The 22,769-nt window shown below is 58.9% G+C and carries 17 protein-coding genes and 1 pseudogene; 11 read left to right on the top strand and 7 right to left on the bottom strand.

Annotated elements, in window-relative coordinates; genetic code table 11:
* Nucleotides 1-2,261 precede the first annotated feature (2,261 nt).
* Nucleotides 2,262-3,173: a hypothetical protein gene (locus tag AC0L3A_RS29550; protein WP_473255671.1), complete on the bottom strand. Its 912-nt coding sequence runs from the start codon at nucleotides 3,171-3,173 to the stop codon at nucleotides 2,262-2,264.
* Between the two features lie 1,190 nt (nucleotides 3,174-4,363).
* On the opposite strand from AC0L3A_RS29550, the gene AC0L3A_RS29545 reads away from it, so the two are divergent.
* The 3 genes and pseudogenes from AC0L3A_RS29545 (at nucleotide 4,364) to AC0L3A_RS29535 (ending at nucleotide 5,068) form a co-directional block, all read left to right on the top strand.
* Nucleotides 4,364-4,573 carry a hypothetical protein gene (locus AC0L3A_RS29545; RefSeq protein WP_007595423.1) on the top strand — a complete coding sequence of 70 codons (210 nt, stop codon included), beginning with the start codon at nucleotides 4,364-4,366 and terminating at the stop codon, nucleotides 4,571-4,573.
* Between the two features lie 29 nt (nucleotides 4,574-4,602).
* Nucleotides 4,603-4,692, top strand: a pseudogene (locus AC0L3A_RS29540) (SOS response-associated peptidase); the annotation flags it as partial.
* 199 nt (nucleotides 4,693-4,891) lie between these two features.
* Complete coding sequence (locus AC0L3A_RS29535; RefSeq protein WP_157643135.1) at nucleotides 4,892-5,068, top strand: hypothetical protein; 177 nt, start codon at nucleotides 4,892-4,894, stop codon at nucleotides 5,066-5,068.
* Between the two features lie 572 nt (nucleotides 5,069-5,640).
* On the opposite strand, the gene AC0L3A_RS29530 is transcribed toward AC0L3A_RS29535, so the two are convergent.
* Nucleotides 5,641-5,832: a CsbD family protein gene (locus AC0L3A_RS29530; RefSeq protein ID WP_473255669.1), complete on the bottom strand. Its 192-nt coding sequence runs from the start codon at nucleotides 5,830-5,832 to the stop codon at nucleotides 5,641-5,643.
* Between the two features lie 299 nt (nucleotides 5,833-6,131).
* Between AC0L3A_RS29530 and AC0L3A_RS29525 the strand changes: the two genes are divergently transcribed.
* Nucleotides 6,132-6,401 (top strand): hypothetical protein, encoded by a 270-nt coding sequence (locus tag AC0L3A_RS29525; RefSeq protein WP_007595436.1) that lies wholly within the window; start codon nucleotides 6,132-6,134, stop codon nucleotides 6,399-6,401.
* A gap of 458 nt (nucleotides 6,402-6,859) precedes the next feature.
* Here the strand turns inward: AC0L3A_RS29525 and AC0L3A_RS29520 are convergent, their stop codons facing one another.
* Complete coding sequence (locus AC0L3A_RS29520; protein WP_473255668.1) at nucleotides 6,860-7,105, bottom strand: PilZ domain-containing protein; 246 nt, start codon at nucleotides 7,103-7,105, stop codon at nucleotides 6,860-6,862.
* Nucleotides 7,106-9,229: 2,124 nt separating this feature from the next.
* Entirely contained in the window at nucleotides 9,230-9,376 is a 147-nt protein-coding gene (locus tag AC0L3A_RS29515; RefSeq protein ID WP_473255666.1) for a hypothetical protein, read from the bottom strand.
* 2,228 nt (nucleotides 9,377-11,604) lie between these two features.
* Here AC0L3A_RS29515 and AC0L3A_RS29510 point away from each other — a divergent pair.
* Nucleotides 11,605-11,820, top strand: coding sequence for a hypothetical protein (locus AC0L3A_RS29510; protein WP_473255665.1), 216 nt, complete (start codon nucleotides 11,605-11,607; stop codon nucleotides 11,818-11,820).
* 1,228 nt (nucleotides 11,821-13,048) lie between these two features.
* Here the strand turns inward: AC0L3A_RS29510 and AC0L3A_RS29505 are convergent.
* The 3 genes from AC0L3A_RS29505 to AC0L3A_RS29495 all read right to left on the bottom strand — a co-directional run bounded on the left by AC0L3A_RS29505 (nucleotide 13,049) and on the right by AC0L3A_RS29495 (nucleotide 14,812).
* On the bottom strand, nucleotides 13,049-13,285 hold the full coding sequence (locus tag AC0L3A_RS29505) for a hypothetical protein (RefSeq protein WP_473255664.1): 237 nt from the start codon (nucleotides 13,283-13,285) through the stop codon (nucleotides 13,049-13,051).
* A gap of 429 nt (nucleotides 13,286-13,714) precedes the next feature.
* Entirely contained in the window at nucleotides 13,715-14,242 is a 528-nt protein-coding gene (locus tag AC0L3A_RS29500) for a hypothetical protein (RefSeq protein WP_473255663.1), read from the bottom strand.
* A gap of 3 nt (nucleotides 14,243-14,245) precedes the next feature.
* Complete coding sequence (locus AC0L3A_RS29495) at nucleotides 14,246-14,812, bottom strand: hypothetical protein (RefSeq protein WP_473255662.1); 567 nt, start codon at nucleotides 14,810-14,812, stop codon at nucleotides 14,246-14,248.
* A 1,046-nt stretch (nucleotides 14,813-15,858) separates the two neighbouring features.
* Here AC0L3A_RS29495 and AC0L3A_RS29490 point away from each other — a divergent pair.
* The 6 genes from AC0L3A_RS29490 to AC0L3A_RS29465 all read left to right on the top strand — a co-directional run.
* Entirely contained in the window at nucleotides 15,859-16,668 is an 810-nt protein-coding gene (locus tag AC0L3A_RS29490; RefSeq protein WP_473255661.1) for a YqaJ viral recombinase family protein, read from the top strand.
* Nucleotides 16,669-16,825: 157 nt separating this feature from the next.
* Nucleotides 16,826-16,954, top strand: coding sequence for a hypothetical protein (locus tag AC0L3A_RS29485; protein WP_473255660.1), 129 nt, complete (start codon nucleotides 16,826-16,828; stop codon nucleotides 16,952-16,954).
* A gap of 30 nt (nucleotides 16,955-16,984) precedes the next feature.
* Nucleotides 16,985-18,154, top strand: a complete 1,170-nt coding sequence (locus tag AC0L3A_RS29480) for an ERF family protein (RefSeq protein ID WP_473255659.1) — start codon at nucleotides 16,985-16,987, stop codon at nucleotides 18,152-18,154.
* 217 nt (nucleotides 18,155-18,371) lie between these two features.
* Nucleotides 18,372-18,719, top strand: coding sequence for a hypothetical protein (locus AC0L3A_RS29475; RefSeq protein ID WP_473255658.1), 348 nt, complete (start codon nucleotides 18,372-18,374; stop codon nucleotides 18,717-18,719).
* Nucleotides 18,720-19,137: 418 nt separating this feature from the next.
* Nucleotides 19,138-19,674 carry a transglutaminase-like cysteine peptidase gene (locus tag AC0L3A_RS29470; protein ID WP_473255657.1) on the top strand — a complete coding sequence of 179 codons (537 nt, stop codon included), beginning with the start codon at nucleotides 19,138-19,140 and terminating at the stop codon, nucleotides 19,672-19,674.
* A gap of 1,193 nt (nucleotides 19,675-20,867) precedes the next feature.
* On the top strand, nucleotides 20,868-22,769 hold a 1,902-nt coding region (locus AC0L3A_RS29465), incomplete at its 3' end, for a carbohydrate-binding domain-containing protein (RefSeq protein WP_473255656.1).

The following is a 22,769-nucleotide window of genomic DNA, read 5'->3' as shown; positions in this document are numbered from 1 at the left end:
TTGGTTCTCCTAATTGTTAGTTAGCCGCGTATTCACCGTGCGGTGCATAGCCACGGTCGCGCGTGGGACCAACTTTGGATGGACGGGCCGGTGGTCGCGGCGCGAGGCCTCGTCATTCCGACCTTGCCGCAGGTCCACCCAGGGTGCCATCAAAGGTACATCAAGGTCTGAAACCGCACAGACCCGAGTTTTGCACCGGACCAGGCTTCGACTGATTCTTTGTGTCCCTAGATGCGCTGGGATCCGATGGTGTCGGCGTCCCAGTGAGGTGGATGTCGAGGCCGTTTTCGCCCGGCTGCGCAAAGGTGGCTCCTCGCGACGGGCTCCGGTTTATGCTCGCTTCCTTGTGCGTACTATCCTGCTCATTTTCGGGGTATGGCTGCTGATCAACATTTTCTTTGTGATGGCTGTCGTGCCCGCGCGAAGGCCGCGCTCCCCTCCGAGACGGTCGGAGGGCCTCCGTCCCCGGCACCGATCAATAGGACGGTCCGTCGCCAGCGCGTTATTGCTTCGGTGCGGGAAGAGTTGCGCGCGTCCTCGTGTTTCCGTTTGTCCAAGCCATTAAGCGGCGCTTCGGACGGAACCATGATAGGGGCCACGTGAGTTGAGAGGCGACGCGCAAGCCGACCAGGATCAAGGTGTCGTGTGGTTCGGCCGTTGTTCGCATTCGCCGGAATCCGACCACGATCAACGGACCACGACGTCAAAGCCCCCTCGGCGCATCAGGTCTACGGCACCAAGCTGCTGTGCGTCGACCATTGGGCGGGCGCGCGCCGCGGCAGGACCGGTTCAATCGCGGGTCAAATCAGGTCACCGTGACTTGAGTTAAATGGCGCGATATTGAATGATTCAATTATCCGGCTTCTGGCAGGCGAGTTGCGGCGCCAGGCCCTGCCACGCCCCACCGGATCTCGGTCGCAAGTCTGCTCGCCGCGTCGCTCGCAGCTACAAACCCCGCTTTGTGATGCCGGGAACGCGTTTGGGCGAAACGGTTGTTCGTCGCTCGACCTGCGCTTTGGCGTCCAGCACTTTATCGCCAGCTCGCGCGGCGCGCGGCCGGCTCACCTGGTCCGAAAGACTGGGGCCCTTTCCAAACGTTCCGACCGGGGGACCATTTGTCGCGTGACCACCACTGATGTTTCCTTTGGCCTGTGCTGCCGGGGCTGATGCGTTTCGGGTGGGTAATGGGCCGATGATCATCTGGTCCTCGTTGCTCGTACCCGTCCCAATGGCCCCGATCGGCAGGCCATTTTGCGCGTGGCCAACCCCGGCATTTCTTGCGGCCTGTGCGGCCGTCCGCGACTTTGTCGGCGTGGCGGGTTCAACGTTCGGATTGTTCAATTGATTGGTAGTGCTCGGATTTGCGCCGGTGGCGGCGTCTTTCGTCCCCATTCCGGCAGGCGCTGAGGGACCAGCGCTGGCGCTACCCGCATTCGTCCCCATTCCGGCAGGCGCCGACGGACCAGCGTTGGCGCTGCTCGCGCTTGTCCCCGTGCCCGCACCCGCGGACCCCGCATTTGCGGGGCCTCCTGGCGCGAGGACCAGAAGAGCTGAGTTGGCGACGATGGCGGCGAGCACCAAAGGGGCGGCATGGGGCATTGGACGATCTCCTTTGCCAAACCGTTAACCATGATCCCCGAGCCCGGTTCCTCTGCGCCATGGCTGGTTCTGCCGCATAGTGCTGGACCGCACGCGAGCCCTCGATTGGTCGCACGCAAAACGCAAAACCGCGCGAGCTACTATTGCCGATTCAAGGTGCCATTGGCAGATTAGTCAGCAGGTCTGACGGAGGTGGCCGCTTTAATGTAACACTCGGGTTGCTTCTGCTAGCCGGACCTTCTCTCTCAGCTCCTCAAGATCCTCGAGCGCGTCGAGTAGTTGCATCAGATTGCGGGTAACATGTGCCAGATTGGGCTTTGGGCCTTTGAAGATTCGAATTTTTGGTCCCATTGCTAGACGTCTCCTCGCAACGAAAATCACTGGTCCGACTGATTGGCAAGGAGCGTGCCATCTGAGCGTCCGCGGAGAGCTCCGGTGATGGGAACGCCAGTCGCGCTCCCGCCCCAATCTAACAGGGAAGGAGCGCGCCAAAAGGCGCCGGTCGCCATCCCCCACATTGGGACGATTATCTCCCTCCCGGTTGCGAGTGAACTATGGGCAGCAAGCCGCGCGATGGCGACAGCTGCGGAGCAAGCAACAGCGCCCTCTGCCCTCCGCATCGAGGTCTCGCAGCGATCAGACGCGTTGGAAACAGTTAATCCCTAGTCCTGCACGGCTTGATCGGTCTGCAGCGGCGCGTGTGGCCGCCCCCTGTCTTGCGCCCGCCGAACGGTTGGCACAGGTTTGCGGATCGTGGCGGCAATTGGCCTGGGCAACGGCACCGGCGTCTTGGGGCGTAGGATCTGCTCGGAAGCGTTAGTGGTGATGCCGGCCAATCGTTCTTGGACCATTCTGAGCTGTTCGCCGGCATCCGCTCTGTCTCGCACCATTTGTGCCTGGACCGCCGTAAGCTGGTCGGAGAGCTGGCCAAGGTCGCGGACGATTTGATCTTGGTTGGCCTTGAGCTGCTCGATCGCTTGCTGCGGGTTCGTAAGGTCGCCCGACAATCCCTGGAGCGTCGGCGCCAGCTCCGGCGAACTGGGGCCAGCGGCTGCCTGGATCGCATCGTGCGGTGTAGTCAGCGGCCCCGGTTGCTGAAGTACCACATAGGTTGCACTCGTCTGAGTGGTAGGCAGAGCCGAGGAGATCTCGGCTCTTTCTTGCGGCAACGACGAAGGTGAAACGGCATGCGCGGACCACCGATACATCATTGCTCTGACCGCATCACCGTAAGATGACTGCGCAGCAAGAGCAGCTACACAGATGCCGCTTGCCAACAGCAGACCGATCAGGCCGCGCAGTGCCGGCCTTCCGCGCGATGAGCTCGCCCCGCGGTCAGGTGGTCGAAACCATTTCGCGGAATTCTTCGGCTGAGAAGGATGGCGCGTGCCATCCTGATCTAGCTTGGAAAGCTGTTCATTGACACGCGCCAGCTGTTCATCTGCACGTGCGATCTGATCATAGGCGTGGACGAGCCGTTCATCCGCGCGCGCAACAAGCTCGACGTCTTCCGGTGAGAGCGCGGGACTATGAATTTGTGAGCCGGGATATATCGGTTTAATCGGCGAAAGCATCGGCGTTCCCCATCGCACCCAATGTCACCCGGACCGAGGCCGGGCATTAAATCGGGCAAGTCCACACTCCCCAACGCCGGTTTGACCAAAGCAAGGCCACAAGATGAAAACCGGAGGGCGGATTTTCGGCGACAGCGCACAGGGCTCTAATCCGTCGAGGATCTTCGGGAAAGACGGACGGCGGCGCATCGCCCGGCAATCCGACGGAGCTGGCCCTCGCGGTTCGCGGGCCCATTCAAAGCGGTCGTAGTCCCCCCGACTGCACGCTTCTCCCCCAAGCCCGCCACCAAGGCATCTCGACCACTCTCGACGACCTGACTTTGGTGGTTACAACCCTGGCGCTGCACGCCACGAACTCCGCCGCGCGCATCGAACAGATGCGTGCCAATGGATTCATCTTCGTTGCGGCGAATTCCTTTTCCTTGTCGCGATCGTAAACCGCTTTGAGGCCGTGGCTTCGGCCTTTCTGACTCGCTCTCGTAGCTCGATGAGCTGACGGTACTCGGCTTCCAGCGGGTCGCGATGGGAGAACTGCGCGGCTGGTGCACGATAGTTCGAATTTCCATACGACGAATATCGAATCATGGAAATCGAACCCGTTTTCAGGCAACCCCCGCTAACTGGTGGTTCGGGAACAAAAATGCCCGATCGACGCGACGATATTCCGTCTCGGCAAGTTGGCAACGAATGTCACTCATTAAGCTTGATGCTACCGACGAGGCTGGATTGCGCTCGCGCTCATGAACCGCCTACGCGGAAGCTGTGGGATCGAGATGATCCTGATGCGCTGGAGCATCAGTTATCACCGCGCGGTAGCTTCGCGACGGCCCGACGGAGCTTGACTTCGATGCACCGACCGCAGATCAACTCGCCGTCCCCGGCCGGTGGCGCAAGAACTATCAGCTCTTCTGGCGCGAACTCTTCTTCGCAGTGATCGCAGCGGGGGACTTCGAGCATCCGCGCATTTGCTCACGCAGTTGTGGCGGAATTCGATAGCCTCCTTACCCGACCGCTCGCAAGAGCTTGATCAATACCCACGGCCGAGCTTGCACCAAGTTCGTTCCCAATCTGGAACGTTGCTGAAGAGATCCCGGACGTTGCAGATTTACAACCCGCACAGCCATTCGCGATACTAAGCTCGTCCATGGAGACGACCAGACATGCTTACTTCAACATGATCGCGGGGCGAAATGTATGATGTCTATCGCAATGACAGGCGCTTCTTGCTCGTTCTAAGTTCAGGCTCTCCCGTGCCCGTGCTTTACTCTGCACATAAGTGGCGGAAGAGCAGGAAACGAGTTCTCAAGGTCAGCGACGAAATCAAGTCAGCCGTTCAGGCACAAGGCTATTACGTCCGCAGCCTGCGGATCACCAAGGAGCGAATGATCGACGTCGAGTAGGTGGCGAGCGGGTGTTCTCGTTTGCGCGTTTGATCACCAGCAACCAAGCCGCCATTATCGCGCTGTTCCGCGTCGTCAACCGCTATGTCGACAACTTCGCACCGATGCCGGGGTGTTTCCGAACCATTCGGATCGGACTTTTCGGAGGGTGCGGGGTGCGAGATAGTCACGATTGCGGGTGGGCATGCCGCCTAGCACGGGCGGGCTGCCCTGACGTCTCAAATGGAACTCCATGAGCGGCCCGAGATTTTGGCTTTTTCCATTGAACCTTTAATCGAACTGTCGGACGAACCTTCAATCGGAAACCGGAGGTTTCCCATGAAGCGTCTGATCTCATCTGCAATCGCGGCCGTTGCCTTCCTCATTGTTGCAACCACTATGCTGTGGTCTTACACACCTTCGGCTGAGCGCCATGTCACCCGTACAGCCATAGGTCATTGCAAGAATTTCCACAGCCTGGCCGGGACAAAAGCGTCCGAACTATTGCCTTACTAAGCGCCAGTAAAATGCGTCGAGACCGGCTCCCAATATCGCAATTGCGCGTTGTTCATCCCTTTCGAGATCGGCCCATGAGATGCCGTCCATGACGGGTCTCCGTCGCAAAAGAACTATTTAAAATCCAAACGCGCGACCGATCTGCCGCAGCATAGCCATGGCCGCGTCGGTGTACCGACCGTGGGTTAGGTATTGATCCACTTGCGCTGTACTGATCAGCGCAACAACGAAGACCGTGAAGCCCTTAAGCATTGGGGCGTCTCCTGAAAGAGACCGCCAACCGGGCGTGTCGAAATAATAGACTGTTCTCAGAATGCGCTGCCGCATAATGCGACTGTATGTAAATCGTGACAGTGACCGGTAACCAATCCCTTAACCGGCGTTAGGTGCGCGCGCCATGGGACGAGGCGAAGGCGCTGCAAGAGCCGTTGCTCATGTGCTCAAGGTCGTGATGCGAGGGGTAGGAAAGGAAGATAAAGCCGCCGCACAGAGGCGCGCGGTTCCTCGATAGCGCAAACAAAACCGCCGCCCAGAAGAAGCGGCGAGTGTCAATCCCAACAACATAAGGGAAGTCACTTCTTCATGGCGTCTGCTGCATCCCGCGCGGCATCCTTAACGTCACCGGCGGCGTTGTGCACGGCGCCCTTGGCTTTGTCGGCCTTACCTTCTCTTTGGAGGTCCTTGTCGCCACTCAGCTTGCCAGCACCTTCCTTAATCGTGCCCTTGGCCTTATCGGCGACGCCTTTCACGTGCTCGCGATCCATAACGCGCTCCTTCAATCTTTAGTCTTTCGATGACGCACAACGCGCGAGCAAGTTCAGCGTTCCGAGTAGCCCTGTTCACCTTGGAATTTCGCATCAGGCACTCAGGCACCCCTGTGCGCTCCAAATCTAAATTCGACCTGGTGCTGACCTGTGTTTGCACCAGAACTCGTGGAACCTCGAAATCTCGGGTGAGTTACAGAACCGGAGAAGCGGTAATCTAACCATGCGCCCAGTAGCACGGTGGATTTCTGTTCATCCGTTCGTCCTCTATTGGGCAGTACTTCAACAGAGAGGTGACAATGAAAGCATCCCTTCTTGCTGGCGCGCTCATCGTCGGATGGGCTGCTCCAGCACTTGCTGACGAGTTCTACGTCGTGCAAGGACCTAGCCACAACTGTACCATTACCACCACGCGCCCGGCGGACAAGGAAGTCGTGACGCAGATCGGTCCGATGGCCTTTAAGAGCCGCGTCGAAGCTGAAGACCGCATCAAGCAGACCAAAGTCTGCGACGAAGGCACCGTTGGTAGCAGCACCAGCAGCACGACCGTTATCAAAGAGAAGCAATGAATTCCTGACCGAATTCTGGCGAACTTCGAGAAAGATCGCGCCCGGTGGGCGCGACCTTTTTTGTTTGCAGATGGTGCGCTATTTCAGATCGTGTATTCGCCTCCCGCAGAGGGCTCGACAATTGGTTGACGGTTGCCTCTACACGCATCACATCCATGCGGCATTTGGATGACTAACCGGCCCGCTGTGCGAAGACACGTCCGCTAGCGGCTTACTCGACCCTGCTGCTTATGGAAGCGTTGCAATGGACTGTAGACCGCGAGGCGCGTGCGGCCTAGCCGCTGGCCGATCTCGCTTGCAGTCATGCCACTGTCGAATAGCGGAATAGCGCAAGAAGTTGCGCTTCTTCCTCGGGGGACCACGAACGGATTTCCGGTCTATTGTTTGACATCGCCCATCCATGCCAGCGAAAGAACCGCGAATTCCATTGTAGGCAGAGCTAACTGACTCTTCTCCGCCTAAAGATCCTCGAACGAGACCCCGATAAGATTTCCACTCGACCAGACTAGGCGGCAACTTCGGATGATGCGATCTTTCTCGAGCATTAGTTTGAATGTGGAGGCCACGTGCCGCTTCGACGGAAGCTCAACGGATGCCCCTTCTTCCGACATGTTGACCACGCGGCAGCGTAAGCTGGCGCCGTCGCCTGAAATGTAGGCGACCTCGTCCACATCGATGCGCTCCAGCTTTCGACGTTCTATCATTTCATTATAGCCGCAACGAGATCATCTGCGCCCGATGTGCACCTTGTCTCTAGCAGCTTAAATTGTCGCGCGATCTGTGTTGCTAGGTCTGATCGTTCCTTACCGAGAGCTTTTCTTTGCTCAAGCATGTCGTGTCCGTCACGCTCGAGCACCTGGATCAAGATGGTTTGACTTTCGATATAAAGCTGCTTGGTTGCGATTGCTCGAGCGATAGCCGCTAGTTCATCATTGCAATCCGAAGTCATTAGCAATCTCGTGGCTGGCCTGTCGGCGAGTAAAGCTCCATCCTACCTGGCCTTACCTGCGAAAACGTTACACTTGATCCGGTGGAGTCCCAGCAGCCCGACGCCTCCTTTGCCAACGGATTAGTCTGAAGGCGCACACGCGACACATTCTACCGTTTGTGCGGCGCCAAAGGGATTTGCTGCCTTACGTTGTCCGTACTCTTACGGACGTTGCGCATCCGCAAGCTTAGACGTCTACTTCTGATTGTTTTTATGACGATCTTGTTTCCTGACGAGAGGGCCCATGAGCGGTAAAGCCATGATGGCGATGATCCTCCAGAACCAACTGGCCTTGCGAGGCGTGCATTCGCTGACGGCGTCTGACTACGACTAGGTCGTAGAACTTCTGATTGAGCAGCTCAGAGAGCTGGAGCTGAGCTTGGCTGTGCGAGAGATTACCGACAAGCCCCGGGAATAGCAGCAGCACCCGATAAGGGAGGACGAAGACGAATGCGGAGATTATTGTTCAGGCACCCGCGCCCAAAGCCGACAACCGCTACTGGCTGATCCGATAGAGAAGTGGCGGATATCCGGCCAATCGGGTCCAGAGCCACGCGTTGGTGCGGCCTTCAGTCAGATTTCGTCCGTGCAGCAATCTCTTTGACTTTTATCAACGTTCGTTCGAATTCGCATTTGAGATATTGCTCGTGTGCCAGGTCTGTTGGCTTCAGCAGAAATGCGACTTTCACGAAAAAGCGGTTCAACAGCGAAGTAATTAAAAGATTGTCCGAGTGTTTCGACCGGAGCGCCGTAAGTCGGCGACGCATCTCGATGAGATCAAGCGTTTCGTGGTCCGGCTGCTCTCTCAAGTGAAGCTCGCGCGACTGTCCAGCGTCGAAGTCGCTGCACCGAATATAATGGTGCGGCGACTTCGCTGGGGTGGAGCGGACAAGGACAATGTCCGTGTGCGCAAGCCTAGTCCTCTAGCGCGCGGCCGCAATCACGGTCTGGAATTAAGCTTGATGTTCGTGTTGCAAGTTAATTCTGGAACTGAGCGTAGGGCGAACGATAGGAGGTATTGAATTTCGGATGCACTGCCCGGGCTGTTCAATGTTGAGCGCAACGTGGACACTCCCCATCTGCTGCTTTGCCGAGCTGTCTTGTGAATTCTTGTCTGAGATCTTGCGTCTCCCAATGTGCACCATCGCTCCTGACGATCTTCTTGGCGCGCTCGAAGGCGTGGCTTTCGGCTGTATCGTCGCCGACGCGGACATCCTAAAGACGTTGGCCGTCTTCCGGGCTCGGCCCCAAGGGCCGATCATCGGCGGCTCGTGCGTGACGCGCTTCGTCTCTCGTCAGAGAGGCAAGCCCGGTCCAATTGACTAGCTAATCCGGTGAGGGTCCTTGCGACGCTCTTCAACAAAATTGCTCGTTCGGTGGAAATAGCGGATGATTTAGCAAGGGCCTTGTATTCAATCGCGAGTTCTTGACGTCGGGCGGCAACATACAACCAACGGCCGGTCTGTCCGGTAGCGGACACACCCACCTGACCTGAGGCCGGCTCGCGGCCTTTAAATTATAAAAGGAACTTGATTTGTTTAATTGATTTAAATTTCGTTCGGCTTAATATCCGCACGCCACCAACCGGAGCTCAGCATGCCAAGCCCCACCGAAGACGAGGACCGCCGCGAGTTCTTAAAGACCTGCGGCAGGTTTGCCGTCGTGACGCCTCCAGCGATGACGCTCCTGCTATCAACATCGCTGACGTCTAACGCCATTGCGCGGTCTGGCGGGGGCAGCTCGCATGAGCATCACCACCACCACCACCATCATGACGATTAAGGCGGTGGCATTTCGATAGGCGGTGCCTTGGGCAACGCCGTAGGCGATCATGCCGGCCTTACGCCGTCGTCGGCATGGAGTGGGCGGCCCTGGGGCGCTCCTGAAGCCCCCCTGCGCTCCAGTGCGCTTTCCACAGGCGCACGACCCCGATCCGGGCGAACATCACCGGCGCGCCTCGCTCCGCGACCAGCAGCAGCACTTTCATTCTGGCCGATCGCCGACCAGCAGCCCACTTCGCTTGTTGGGCGCGAATCTGCGAACTGTAGGCAGGCATAGGCGTGCAACAGGCTGGGGGCCGCTGGCGCGATGGAACAGTCACGCTACCCACTGGTGAGAAGGTGGACGCCGGAAGATCATCAGCGGCTGATCGCTCTGGCCGCCGCAGGAAATCGACCCGACGATATCGCTCGCGCGCTGGGATAGGAGAACTGCGCGGCTGGTGCACGATAGTTCGAATTTCCATAAGACGAATATCGAATCATGGAAATCGAACCCGTTTTCAGGCAACCCCCGCTAACTGGAGGTTCGGGAACAAAAATGCCCGATCGACGCGACGATATTCCGTCTCGGCAAGTTGGCAACGAATGTCACTCGTTAAGCTTGATGCTACCGAGATGCGTTAAACCTGGAACTGCTGACCAGAAATGGATCTGCACGTGAGGCCGGCTAGCTATACGAACACGCGAGATCGAACCGCTCAGAATACTGACGACGCCAAACCACGAACATAATACCGCAAATATTCGTTTCGAGTTGCGGCCACTTCTGTTTGAGCTGTGGAGAATAGTGAAAACCAGAAGAATTAACGGCGCAACTCGCATTTAATCCGACGCAGTGAGTCGGAGTCCCTGAAGTGCCGGACATTTGGTTTCCACTTCTCGCGACCGCCATCGTCGGCACACTCCTTTTCCTGGCGTTCCGACGATAGCCCGCCGTGTGGCAATGAATCCTCAGCGGCCGCTGAAATTGCGGTTCCCTACGTGATGCCTTTGACTGTGCATAAACAGGAAGGTTCACTTCCAAGACAGGAGGTGGACGTGAGTACCTGGTTGCTCATTTTTCTAGTTATTTTGAGCGTGAGCATTTTAATCGCACACGCTATCGACGCGATGCGCTCCTGAATCGCCGGACGTCACTTGCCATTTAATTGGATTTTCGTGAAGAAGACCAAAATCGCGCACTTGTCTAATCGTAAGCGCTGCTCCGCCCCGCATAGCGGCTGAGGGCTGAGTCTTCCCGCATCGCTCGTCAAGTCAGACTGGTGAGTCGAGAAGCAAGACAAAGGAATGCTGTTTTGGCACTAACGAGGGGAAGGCTGCCTTCCCGCAGCTATGCAAGTCGCAAAGCGTTCATTGTTCAGACGCCTAGCGGCCAAGTTTGCTCTCTCGAGAGAGAAGAAGCCCCGTGGATCACCAGCCGGAGAGCGAGACCGACATCCGGCTCGCGCCTTACGCAATCGAAGTACTGCTACCAGAAAGAGCGAGAACCACCGCATGAAAGCCGCGCAGATCGGCCTTATTCGCAGTGCTCAGCAGACGCCCTGAAACTAACCTCTTGCGAAACGATCAACTGCCCGATGGCAAAGAGCCGCGCGAGCCGATATTCGGGCCCGGAGACAGCCCCGTGTTGAGATCCACGCTCCTCCGCTTCCCCGCGCCAGCGTTTCGCGGCGGCGCTCGCTTCCAGCTGTCGAACTGCAGGATCTTTCGAGATTCGGTTGCCAAGGCCAAGCAGAGATCTCGTCGCATCGACCAAGCGCGATCTGCCGATTTTCCTAGGCGCGGGATACTACATCCGGCTGATCAAGGTTAACGCGCGCAGATCGCAGCGGCCCAAGCACAACCCTAAATGCCGGGGCCGTAGACGGTGCTGGCGGTGTTTTGTGCGATCGCGAGATCCAAGGCCCGGCTTGTCTGCGGTGGCAGTCGCCTGGAAGCCGTCCATTGTGCGAATTCGAAAACCGTGAGGCCCGAGCGGCAGGTCAGCAGCAATATCTTGCTTGCCGCTCGCAGCAACTCGACGCGTGGCGATCCACGGAGGGAAAGCATACAGCGAATGTGCGAAAGCGAACAGACCTGATGGGTCAATTTGACTAGTCTCGCGGTGGTCCCAATTGCGGGCCACGTCTTCTGGGGCAGTACCATAGAGGGGCGTGCAATGGACGCTCGTGCGCGACTGGATGGTTGTCATTTCGCTCTGCACCAACATTGTGAGGCACTCGCGTCTCAGGTATCCGAACTTGAGACCCTTAGAGACCGAGTAGCCAAGGCCGAGCGCAGAATCGTCGGTGCGACACGCGAAACTAGAGCTGGGAAGGCGGTTTATGAGGGCAGCGCGGTCGGCCCGGCCAGCAACGCGATCATCTGATCAGCGTAAGGGTCCGGGCTTTCAAGACTGACTTCGCTGCTACCCGCCCCAGCCGGGGGCCGGACTGTGGACATTCGTGATTACCAACCGCAATTTGAGCAGATGTCCCTCGATGAGTTGTGGGCTCTCTACACCGACGTCGATCAGATTCTCGCCGCGAGGATCGTTGCCAAAAAGCAAGAACTCGACAGGCGGCTCGAACAGCTCCACCATACCAACGGACCTGGCGGTTCATCAGAGCTCACTAAGCGCGCATCATCGTCGGGTCGCGACCGGCTGTGACAAGGGCGCCGCGCTTGCCGCAAACCCAGCGCGCGAGCGAGGCTCCCCACCTAAGGTGATCGGGCCATCGATCAATGTCTGCCGGCGGTTGCTTCAGCTTGTGGCTGCACCTGTCGTCCTGGCAACAGACCAAGAGACCGCGGCCGCCGAGCCAGCTGATGTCCATAACCGGGAACAATGAAAATGCAACACCACAGCATCGCCGACGTCAGCTGCGTCATTCTTCAATGCCTGGATGCATATCAAGCCGCTGACGTTGAACCACTCGTGTTGAAGTGTTTCCCGGATCTCGACCGGCATACGCTTTGGCAGGCGTACAACGTCGCCTTGGTGGCATACACGTCAGGCACAGGCCTTCACCACCAACGACAGCAAGCGGCAGCCGCGCAATGACCGAATTTGGAAAAATGCGCCTGCCTGCTACGTGCTGAGCACCGCAGGACCGAGCCGCATCACAGATCAACAGGTGGCGTACCAGCGATCCGGAAACGGTAGTAGAGGCCAGGTGCCTACGTTATCATTCGGGACCGCAGGCATGACGTCGATGGTTCTCCGCCCACTCGACCCCCTCCCAGTAGGAGTGGAAGAGAGGCACGCACCAGGCCCACGCCCGCGACGATGGAATATTGACCGGAAGACGTCCGGCTCAGATCACTCCCACAATGATCAAAACTCCGACCTCGACCAATAGGAGCGTACCCGTTGCTGCGGAGATGAAAAACAAATCACCCAATGACAGGAACTGCATGATTCCCCTCCCAATTTGCCAAAGAAGCGGCCCCTACATCCTTTGGACGGCGTGGGCAGGGGCAGGATGATGGGGCCGCTTCCAAGGAGGTCCTTGACGCGTGCGTCCGGCGCCAAGCATTCGCATCCTAATCCAAATTTAAATCTCGTCCATTATTTAATTCATTTAATTTCATTTTATTACGCAATATTTAATCGGCGCGGCGAGCGATCTCTCTGCTCAGCCGCGCCAGTCGAGCGGCGGGCTCGGGCCTGACCTATATCGGGCGGCTGCTGCATGGGCTTGGAGGGGTTGGTATCCAAGCACCGGGACCGCCGGCGCGGTCGGCAGAAGCACTGGGTCAAGGTCAAGAACAGACAACATCCCCGATGTGCAGAGAGCTTTGAGCCTTCGAAGATCAGCGCTGTCGCCGAGCCCCCGCGCTGGCTGGTTCGGTGACTTAATTTTTACCGCGACATGTCCGCTCAACCCTGAACAGCGTCAGGGATCTTCCGCGATCTCGGCCCTCAATCTGCCATCGAATGGCTGCTCGCCATCGACATCGCAGAACTCTCCTGGGAGATGCAACGCTACCGGATTCTGCGACATAGGCTCCTGCACACCTATCGCCACAAGGCGATCGAGATGACGCTTCGCCGCATTGATGTAGCGGGCATTGTCCCGGACTTCCAAAATGCAGCCGAAATTCACACCATCCAAAACGCGCTGGATTAGCAACTAGATGCTCTGCTGCGAGCGATATCGAAGCCCGTCTTCGAGCGTAGGGGATGCCGGAGATCTCAGACATCCCAACCACGGACATCACACAGACGTGGGGTCTGAGCGCGTCAACTTGCGGAGCTGAGTTGAATCGATTCAACAAAATTGGCTTCGTTCTGCACATTTTGTGTCTCCGCGCATCTCGCGCGCGCGGGCCAACGCGCGAAGGCCCGCGACCCGCAGCGCCCGACGCTCCCCCTCCGCCTGAAATGAGCAGGTATGAAAAGCCGGTCATTGAGCCCGCGATCGCCTTTTGAATCTGTGAGTGGCATCGCCTAGATGAGCTAAGCTCCACCGAGTTGATGGAGGAACGCTCAAATTGTTCGTTCCATTGACCGAGCAACCGAGGCGCGACGGGAGAGGGTAACTGAACCAAATTGGGTTCATTCACCCCGCTCGGCAGCGCACCAATTGCCGAATGGCACAGTTGCGCCTCGCCATCGCTCGCATCTCGTAGCGCTCGAGTTTCCCGAGTTCTGGCAGACTACGCCGGATCGCTTCTGCGAGGCGTTCGGGTCCGGGCGGCGGCATGGTGTCCTCTGGCAGACGCCTTGGCGTTCCGTCTCGGATCCACGCCCAAACCTCACGCTTGTAAACCTCCTCAGGCGCGTCCTGCGGCGCCCCCAGGGCGTAGGTGCGATGGATCCAGGCAATCCGCAACAGCTTGATCCGCGCCAGAATAAATTCAGCATGCGCGGCGGTCCGCGCCCGCTGCAACATGATCGGATCGGCCGTTTCGCCGGCGAACTGGCGCGCCAGCGCGTCAATCTCCTCGCGCGCTTCGCGAGAGGACACCGCGGTCAACCCATGCCGATAGGCGTTCGCCCGCGCACGCTGCCTGCCGGCGCGCGTCTTCGGTCCGGTGCTCTTGCCGGCGTTGCGGCGGTTCGCCGCGATTTGCCGCTCGCTCGCCATTATTTATTCTGCCGCGTCGGGACATCGCCCATCAGCGCCTCTCTCTGCCTCGATCAGCTGGTGCGTGACTTCGCGTGCCCGTCTGGCGGTGGCTGCGTGGAGCTCCGCAAGCAAGCGCAGCGCCTTGTTGCGCCGGGTCTCGGCCGACGCCAGCAACCGGTCCAGCGTTTCAAGCTCCGAGCATAGCAGTTTGATCGCTTCGGCCTCGATCGCAGTTTCGTCGAGATGGTAAGGCCCTAGCCAGTTCATTACCTCCTCCTTGCCCGCCTTGGTTTTGAACCATCCGTTCGCGAGGAGCTCGGCTTCCAGCTCGTCAAGACCGGTGGCGTGTTGCAGCAGGTTGATCAGCGCCTGGCGATACGCACTCTGAATGATCGGCGTTCGACAGCGTTGATAGCGAAGGATGTCCCACGTCGCATGGATCACGTCGTTGACCAGGACCTCTGCGAGAATCCCGTCGGGCGCAATGCGCTCGACCATCGCCATCGCGAGGTGCTCGAACTCCTGCGCCGATTCGGTCAGCAGCAGAGGTGGCTTCGCTAGAAAAGAAATACCTGTTGTGTTGGGCATCTTGGTTCTCCGAAAACAAAGGAATATTGGCCTCGTCAAGCTGTTGCCGACGAGCTTTGTTTTCCCGAAAACTCCTCTGGGAACGGAGCCAATCCGAGTCATAACGAAATTGAGCTCCAACAAAAAAGTGGCACGCCAACTGTTAAAGAAAAGTAAGAGGATCTGCGCCGCGCGCCTGGCGATCGCCACTGAGCCCTGCCCGTGATCGCGGCTGCTCAGCTTCGTGATCCGGGAATGATCCGGTTCGTATCACGCGGATTTGCAATGGCGCCAGCTTGCGCTCGCCACGGTGTGGATGAAGCTCTTGCCCTTAAAAATTGCAGAGGCTCACCGATCCCTGCGAGCGCATCAGCAAAGCAGTTGCTGCAGGCGGGATCCGCTGCCCCTTGCAGAATCACGATAGGCTTCGCGTGCAATTTCGCGCCCGAACGTCAGCAACTGGAGCGATGGTAATTTGCGCTTCTTCCAATTAGCGCATCGAAGCGCCGGTGGGCGATTGGACCACGGCTTCCATCGCGCAGGAGCGTGGCTTCACCGAAGTTGGCGGCCGGCAACCTACTGGACAAATACTCAGATGTGCCGATGAGTTTTCCTTTAGGAGCTAGCTCAGTCCTGGGCAATCTGCAGAAGACGATCCGAGAGGCGCGCGCCCTTCTCGATGCTTCGAAGACCAATTCCAACGCTCGTTCTAGGAGGGTTATCTGCGAGGTTTCTCGCTAGCTGCTTTCCGGAGTCGGACGCCGCGGCCTCCGCCATTCTCTTCGATGAACTCGACGCCGGCGGTCTCCAAAGCCTGGCGGATCGCCTGATCATTCGCGGCCGTCAGCGATGTGGAACTATCCGCCAGTTCCGCTCTGCGGATCGTGGCAACTCCGACGGCTGACGCACGGGCGAGGTCTTCGGCTCGCCATCGGATCAAAGAACGAGCGGCGCGAATCTGAGCGCTGATTAAAGGAGTTTTCACGCTTGACCCCTACGCCAATCATATGATATTTTAAATATCATTCGATACGTAAGATATGATTGCATTTCGAGGAGAGGAAAACATGCGAGCAACTGATTCGACAAAGGTTATTCAAGCCCGCCGGGACTTTATTGGGGGAAGCGACGCTAGGATCATCATGGGCAGCGACGCTGAGACTTTGGTCCGGCTTTGGCAAGAAAAGCGCGGCGAAGTCGAGCCGGCGGACCTGTCAGCCGACCTCATCGTCCAGCTCGGCACAGCGACCGAGCACCTCAACCGCGCGTGGTACGAGCGCCAAAGCGGTTACGCGCTTGAGCACATCCAGCGCCGGGTTCTGCATCCGGTCCATCGGTGGATGGGTGCGACCCTGGACGGGCGGGTCCACCAAACCGGCGACGTGTTTGAGAGCAAGTTCATGTTGCCCTGGAATTTCTCCGAGGAAGCGGCGGCGGACAAGCACATGGCGCAGCTGCAACACAACATGTGGGTGGTCGCCGCCCGCGCGGCGGTACTGTCGATCATCACCGGCGGCGGCAAATGGGTCGAGATCAAGATCCACGCCGATCCGCTGTACCAGCATCTGCTGCTGACCGCCGAGAAAAAGTTCTGGCGTTGCGTGCAGAGCGGCGAACCGCCACAACTGTTTGGGGCTGAACCGCCGCGGCCGCGGCTTGAGGCGATCCGAGTGGTGGACATGACCGGCTCAAACTCATGGGCGGAATTCGCCGGGATCTATCGGCAAACGCGCGCGCCTGCGCTGGAGCATGAGCGAGTCAAGGGTGAACTGAAGGCGCTGGTGCCCGAAGACGCCAAGGAGGCAACCGGCCATGGACTGCGGGCGAAACGCTCAAAATCCGGTGCGATCAGTTTTGAGCTGACGGCACTCGACTAGCCCCATGCGCCCGACCCGCGGTGCCGTGCCGCCGGTTCTAAAGCTTCCGGAGTCTGGCCATGGCGCCGTTCTTCGACTTTGCCCCTCTCGATCCCGCCTGCAATCCGCCGGAGCGCTACCAGGCCGCCTTTGAGCTGCTGGCCGAGCTCTGGGGCCGGTGCGCGGCTTCCGATCGCTCTGCGACGACGATCCGCTTCTCACCGTCCTGATCGCCCGCCTGGAGCATGAGATCGTCGCCGCCGGCGTCGTGCTGGGCGTGCAGATCGAACTCGTCTGCCGCCGCTAATTTCTATTTGGCCAGCCCACGGAGCCAGTGATGCAGCAATCCAGTCAATCCATCAGCCAAATCGCCGGCGCCTTGGCCCGGGCGCAGGCTGAACTGGAAAATCCCGAGAAGTCACTCACGGCCACCATCGTCTCTCCCTTCCCCCGGGAGGAAAGCCGCAGCTTCCGCTATGCGTCACTGGCGAGCGGACTGGAGATCGTGCGCAAGTGCCTGAGCAAGCACGAGATCGCAACCGTTCAGGCCACTGCCCTCGAGAACGCGACAGGCCTGATCACGCTCACGACCACCCTGCTCCACAGCTCCGGCGAATGGATCGCCTCGGACTGGCCGGTGTGTCCGGTCGCCGAAACTGTGGCTCCGCACCGGATGGGCGCCGCGCTGAGCTATGCCCGCCGCTATGCGCTGTTCACGCTGGTCGGCATTGCCGGCGAGGACGACCTCGATGCACCGGATCTGATCACCAATCAGCCGCCGCCCACCACGCCGCAAACGAGACCGAAGGTCAAGCCCGCCAAGGGCGTCCTCAATCGCGCGCCGGTGCTCCGTCCGCAAGCCTCCGCAGACCTGCGGCAGCGTCTGCTGAAGCAACTGGAAGCCTTGCATGGCAACGAGGACCTGCTGGGGTGGGCCAAGGCCAGCCTGCCGCTCAAGAACACGTTGTTGGAGGTGGACGCCCGCCTAGTTGAAGTCGCCTACCAGATGCGCGTCGAGAAAGCCGCCTCTTTCGTCGCCAATGGCCTGTCGCAGGACCTATCCGTGGAGGCGGGGCAAGTCCATGCCCCCGACTCGTCGCCGCCATCCGCATCAGACGTTGAGCGCAACCTCCAACAGGCGGGGCTTGCCTTCCCTAAGGAGCCGCCGCGCAAGCGCAGCAAGGACCACCGGCTGTTTGTGCGCGGACAGCCCTGCCTGGTCTGCCAGCAGTCTCCGTCCGATCCGCATCACCTGAAGTTCGCGCAACCGCGATCCCTGGGCCGCAAGGTCAGCGACGAGTTCGTCGTGCCGCTGTGCCGCACCCATCACCAGGACCTGCACCGGCACGGCAACGAGCGAGCCTGGTGGTCCGATATGCAGATCGCGCCATTGCCGGTCGCGCAGGACTTGTGGGCGGCAAGCCCCGTCCACGGGATCGCCAGCCCGGCAACGATCGTCGACAGCAGCATGTCCGCACACGTCGCCGCGAAGGCGAGACGGCGATGAACGGCCCTTTCAAGACCGAACAGCAGCCCACGGTCAGCGCCATGCCCGTTGAGCTCGAAGTGCTGGCGCCGCCTCCCCTGCTGTTGCCCGGTGAGAGCCGCGAGCACCACCAGGCGCTGCGGCAAGCGATCTTTGCCGACCTCGCGCCGCGATCCGCGATCGAATGGCTGCTCGCGATCGATATCGCCGAGCTATGCTGGGAGATCCAGCGCTACCGATGTTTGCGCTACCTGCTGCTGAAAGCCAGCATCAACAGGCGATCGCAGCGGCCTTGCGCCGGATCGACTTGGTCGGCATCGCGCCCGACTTCGCGGACGAGGCCGAGTACTACACCCTGCAGAACGCCTGGAGCCGGCGGCGCGATCCCATCGCCGCCGACGAAATCGAAGCCCGGCTGTCGTCCTACGGCTTCGGTCAGCACGCCATCAACGTCGAAGTCCACGCCAAGGCGCGCGAGCTGTTCATCCTGTTGAGGGTCTGCTCAATGCCGCACAGACCAAGCGCGTCCTGCTGCTCCTGGAAATCCGGAACCAGCGCTACCTGGGCAGTCCCGAGCCGCGTTTAACCCAAGCACAAACTTGACAATCGGCTTGGCGCTGAGCCAAAAATCTGCGGGGTCTTTTGCTGTTGATGCTCGGTTGCCAAACCGCCATGCATTGAACCTGCGCATCAGGAGCCGGCTCGTGTAGCGGAATCTTGCCGGCGGTATAGCCCCGCTTCCGAGCTTTTTCCGGAGATAGAACACTCGCTTTCCGACCAGACCCGGTACGTCAGCGCGGCATTGCCATGACCGCATTGCGGGGAGCGACTGCGAGCGCCCACTCGCCTATTCCTCTTGGAGATGCCATCGAAGATGGCAGCGACGCTTCGCGCTTGGGCACCAATTGCCGCACAATTGATATGGCCTTTTTTCTGCACCGCAATACAATCTGGCTGATAGATCTTTTGCTAGGCTAATTGCGATGATCAGACGTGCTCTGTGCATGCTGGCCATGATGTTTTGCGCTTGCTGCCAGCCCGCCTATTCCAGCTTCGACACGCAGGGGGTCATCCCTCCCCTTTCGTTCGCGTTATTCTGCGCCCGGTATCCCGAAGATTGCCAGCAACACCGCGATCTCCGGATCACAGATTTCCGTTCTCGTGGTCAGCGATGGCGAGAGCTCAACCAGATCAATTCGGTTGTCAATTTCAGTATCGTACCAAAGACGCTATCGGCCAGCCGAAACGACTATGACTGGCAGGTCTCTCCTCATGAAGGAAACTGCGGAGATTATGCTGTTACAAAGCGCCATCTGCTGCTGCGTGCGGGTTGGCCGAGTTCGTCTCTTCTCCTGGCCGAGGTTGGTATTCGCGCAACCGGAGAACACCACCTTGTTCTGCTCGTACTAGAAGGAAGAGCTATTCTTGTTCTCGACAATCTGAGTACGGCCGTTCTCGGCTTCAATGAAGCTTTCGACCAATACATTCTGCTGCGCGCACAATCGAATCAGGACCCGCAACATTGGACAGGCAGGCTATAGCTCGATGGCGCATCAAGCACGCCAGCGGCTTGCGCCATCCGCAGTTGCTCCTGTTGCTCTCAAGGATGCGGAAAAGAGTGGTGGGAACGCGGACCGACAGCTGGCCCTAGCTTGGCCCGGCTGCGGATGATTAGGCCCAATCATCAACCCGCCACGACGGCTAGCCGCTCGCCGGCATTCTTCATCAACTGCTCAAGCGAAGGACTGATCGCTTCGCTCGGAGTGCATTGAACCTCGTGCGAGAGTTCGGTTTATTTTCTGCCTGCGGAGAGCTGATCCAGCCTTGGTCCATGCGGTCCCCGGTCCATGGGTTGCAAGATCGTCGCGCGCCCCGCTACTGTTTCGTCGCGGGATGCCTCGCGCTCGGGATCGTGGCTTTCTTGACGCCAGGTCCGATTTCTGATCGTTCTCAAACCGCGCCGGCTCATCTCGAGCATTTTTCCGCGTTCGTGGTGTTGGGGTGCGTATTTGCGCTTGCTTACCCAAACCGTTTTGCACATGCAGCTCTGATCGTGGTTGGAAGCGCGATCCTGCTGGAGACGCCGCAGCTACTAACCACCGATTGGCATGGCCCTGATAGAATGCACCGATCAAGGTCGCAGGAGCTGTGTGCGGCATAGCGCTGGCTCGCCTGGTACTTCTTTCCAACATCTTTGCCACCTCAGCCCTGTTGAATTCGAGCGCACGGCGGGATTGGCTGACAGGACCTGTGCATCGAGCGGGCCGCAGCTCACATTGCAGCCTCCCACCGGCATGCGGCGAGCCGCATCAGGTGAGTATGTTTATGCGGACACAAGGTCCATGCTCTAAGTCGACAACACTGGTGTGACTCCAAGGAGTTGATGCAGCCATGATCCAAGGCGTGCGATCACCGTCCCGAGCCTCCCAATGATCGCACAAAATTAGTGCAGCAATTCATTTCCATCACCATGCACTTCCAGCCATGACGGGCGTATAGTCGAGAAAGGCCCTGGTGATACTCCCTACTAAATGCGAGCCCGGGCATCTCGGAAAGGACTATCGGACCCGTGTGAGCTGTCTGACCCGCACCTTATTCTGATCGTCCGAGACGTCCAACGATCAATACATCGCGACCAACGATCTGAAGCTTTGAGCGCAAAAACTTCGAAGCGTTCGTTCCTCGTCCGATTATTCCCTTCACCGCTCAATGGCCTTATTGGCGGAGAATTTCGATGATCGATCTTAGCGGTTACAAGCTAACGTTTGACGATGAATTTGATTCAAGGAGCATTTCATTTACTGGCGCTGGGACGAAATGGGCGGACACCAGGTCCGAATGGCGCGGCGACGCAGCGTCCGACGTTGGTTTCGGCACAAGCTCGTTCGTCGATCCCAGCTCAGGATACGATCCTTTCTCCGTTTTCCAAGGAGCGCTTTCAATTGCGGCTGTTCCGGATCGTACTCCTTTCGGCGTCCCCGGAAGCTGGGAATCCGGACTGATAACTACGCAGAGAAATTTCTCGCAGGAGTACGGTTACTTCGAGATACGGGCAGAGTTCTCTTCGCTACCGGGTGCCTGGGATGCATTTTGGTTGTTGCCTGACAAAGGCCTTCCCGACCCGAACGGGCTCGGACGATGGCAAGAGCTGGATGTGGTTGAACACTACGGCGTCTGGAATAAAGGGGTATACAGCACCATCCACACAACAGACCAAAAGCCAAACGAAAACTGGCAAACGCTGCTTCAGGTTTACAGCGAATTAGCAACTTCCAGCGGCTATCATGCTTACGGCGTGAATTGGCAGAAGGACCAGATCAGTTTCTATATCGATGGCCAGCTGGTTGGGACTCGCGCAACGCCGAGCGACATGCATGGGCCAATGTATCTCCTCGCGAATCTGGCCACGCAAGAGCCCGCAAACCTCGCCCGGGTTCCTATCACCAGCAAGATCGATTACGTCCGCGTTTATTCTGCTGACCCGGCGGCCACGGCTGTTTCTCAGGATCCGGTCTTATCTCCCGACGGTTACGATCCTGGGACTTACGGTGCGGCAACCGCCGTCGGCGCATTCCAAACAACACCCACGTCATCACAAACGATCGGCGCCGGTGCGGATCAACTCGTCTTCAAGATCAGCGAAGATGCCTATCTCGGCGACGCGCTCTATACCATCTCGGTCGATGGCACCCAGGTCGGCGGGACGCTGACGACCCACGCATCGCATGCAGCCGGTCAGTCCGACACGGTCGCAGTGCAAGGGGCTTGGGGATCCGGTGATCACACCGTCCTCGCCCACTTTCTTAACGACCGCTGGGACGGGACCCCGAATACCGACCGCAATCTCTATGTGGACTCCCTCAACTTCAACGGAACGAACCTGCCGCAAGGCGCGATAGGAAACGTACTCGGACAGACCTTCAGCTTCCATGACGGCGCGTCGGCCGGAACGACGGCGCCGGCGATCACGACCCTGCCACAGACGAACTCGGCCGATACCTCTTCACAAGCGCAAAGCGGATCATCACCGGCGATCGGTGCCGGTCCGGATCAACTCGTGTTCAAGATCAGCGAAGATGCTTATCTCGGCGACGCGCTCTACACCATCTCGGTCGATGGCACTCAGGTCGGCGGGACCTTGACGGCCCACGCATCGCATGCGGCCGGTCAATCCGACACGGTCGCAGTGCAAGGGAATTGGGGATCCGGCAATCATACCGTTCTGGTCCACTTTCTTAACGATCGTTGGGATGGGACCCCGAACACCGACCGCAATCTCTATCTGGACTCGGTCAGCTTCAACGGAACGAACTTGCCGCAAGGCGCGATCGGAAACGTACTCGGACAGACCTTCGGTTTCCATGACGGCGCGTCGGCCGGAACGACGGCGCCGGCGATCACACCCCTGCCGCAGGCGAACTCGGCCGATAGCTCTTCACAACTGCACAGCGGGTCATCACCAGCGATCGGTGCCGGTCCGGATCAACTCGTCTTCAAGGTCAGCGAAGATGCCTATCTCGGCGACGCGCTCTACACCATCTCAGTCGATGGCACCCAGTTCGGCGGGACCTTGACGGCCCACGCATCGCATGCGGCCGGTCAATCCGACACGGTCGCAGTGCAAGGGAATTGGGGA

The organism is Bradyrhizobium sp. MI1.3, from assembly GCF_055811695.1.
The sequence above is the reverse complement of the archived record's forward strand: the minus strand, read 5'-3'. Positions and strand labels throughout refer to the sequence as shown.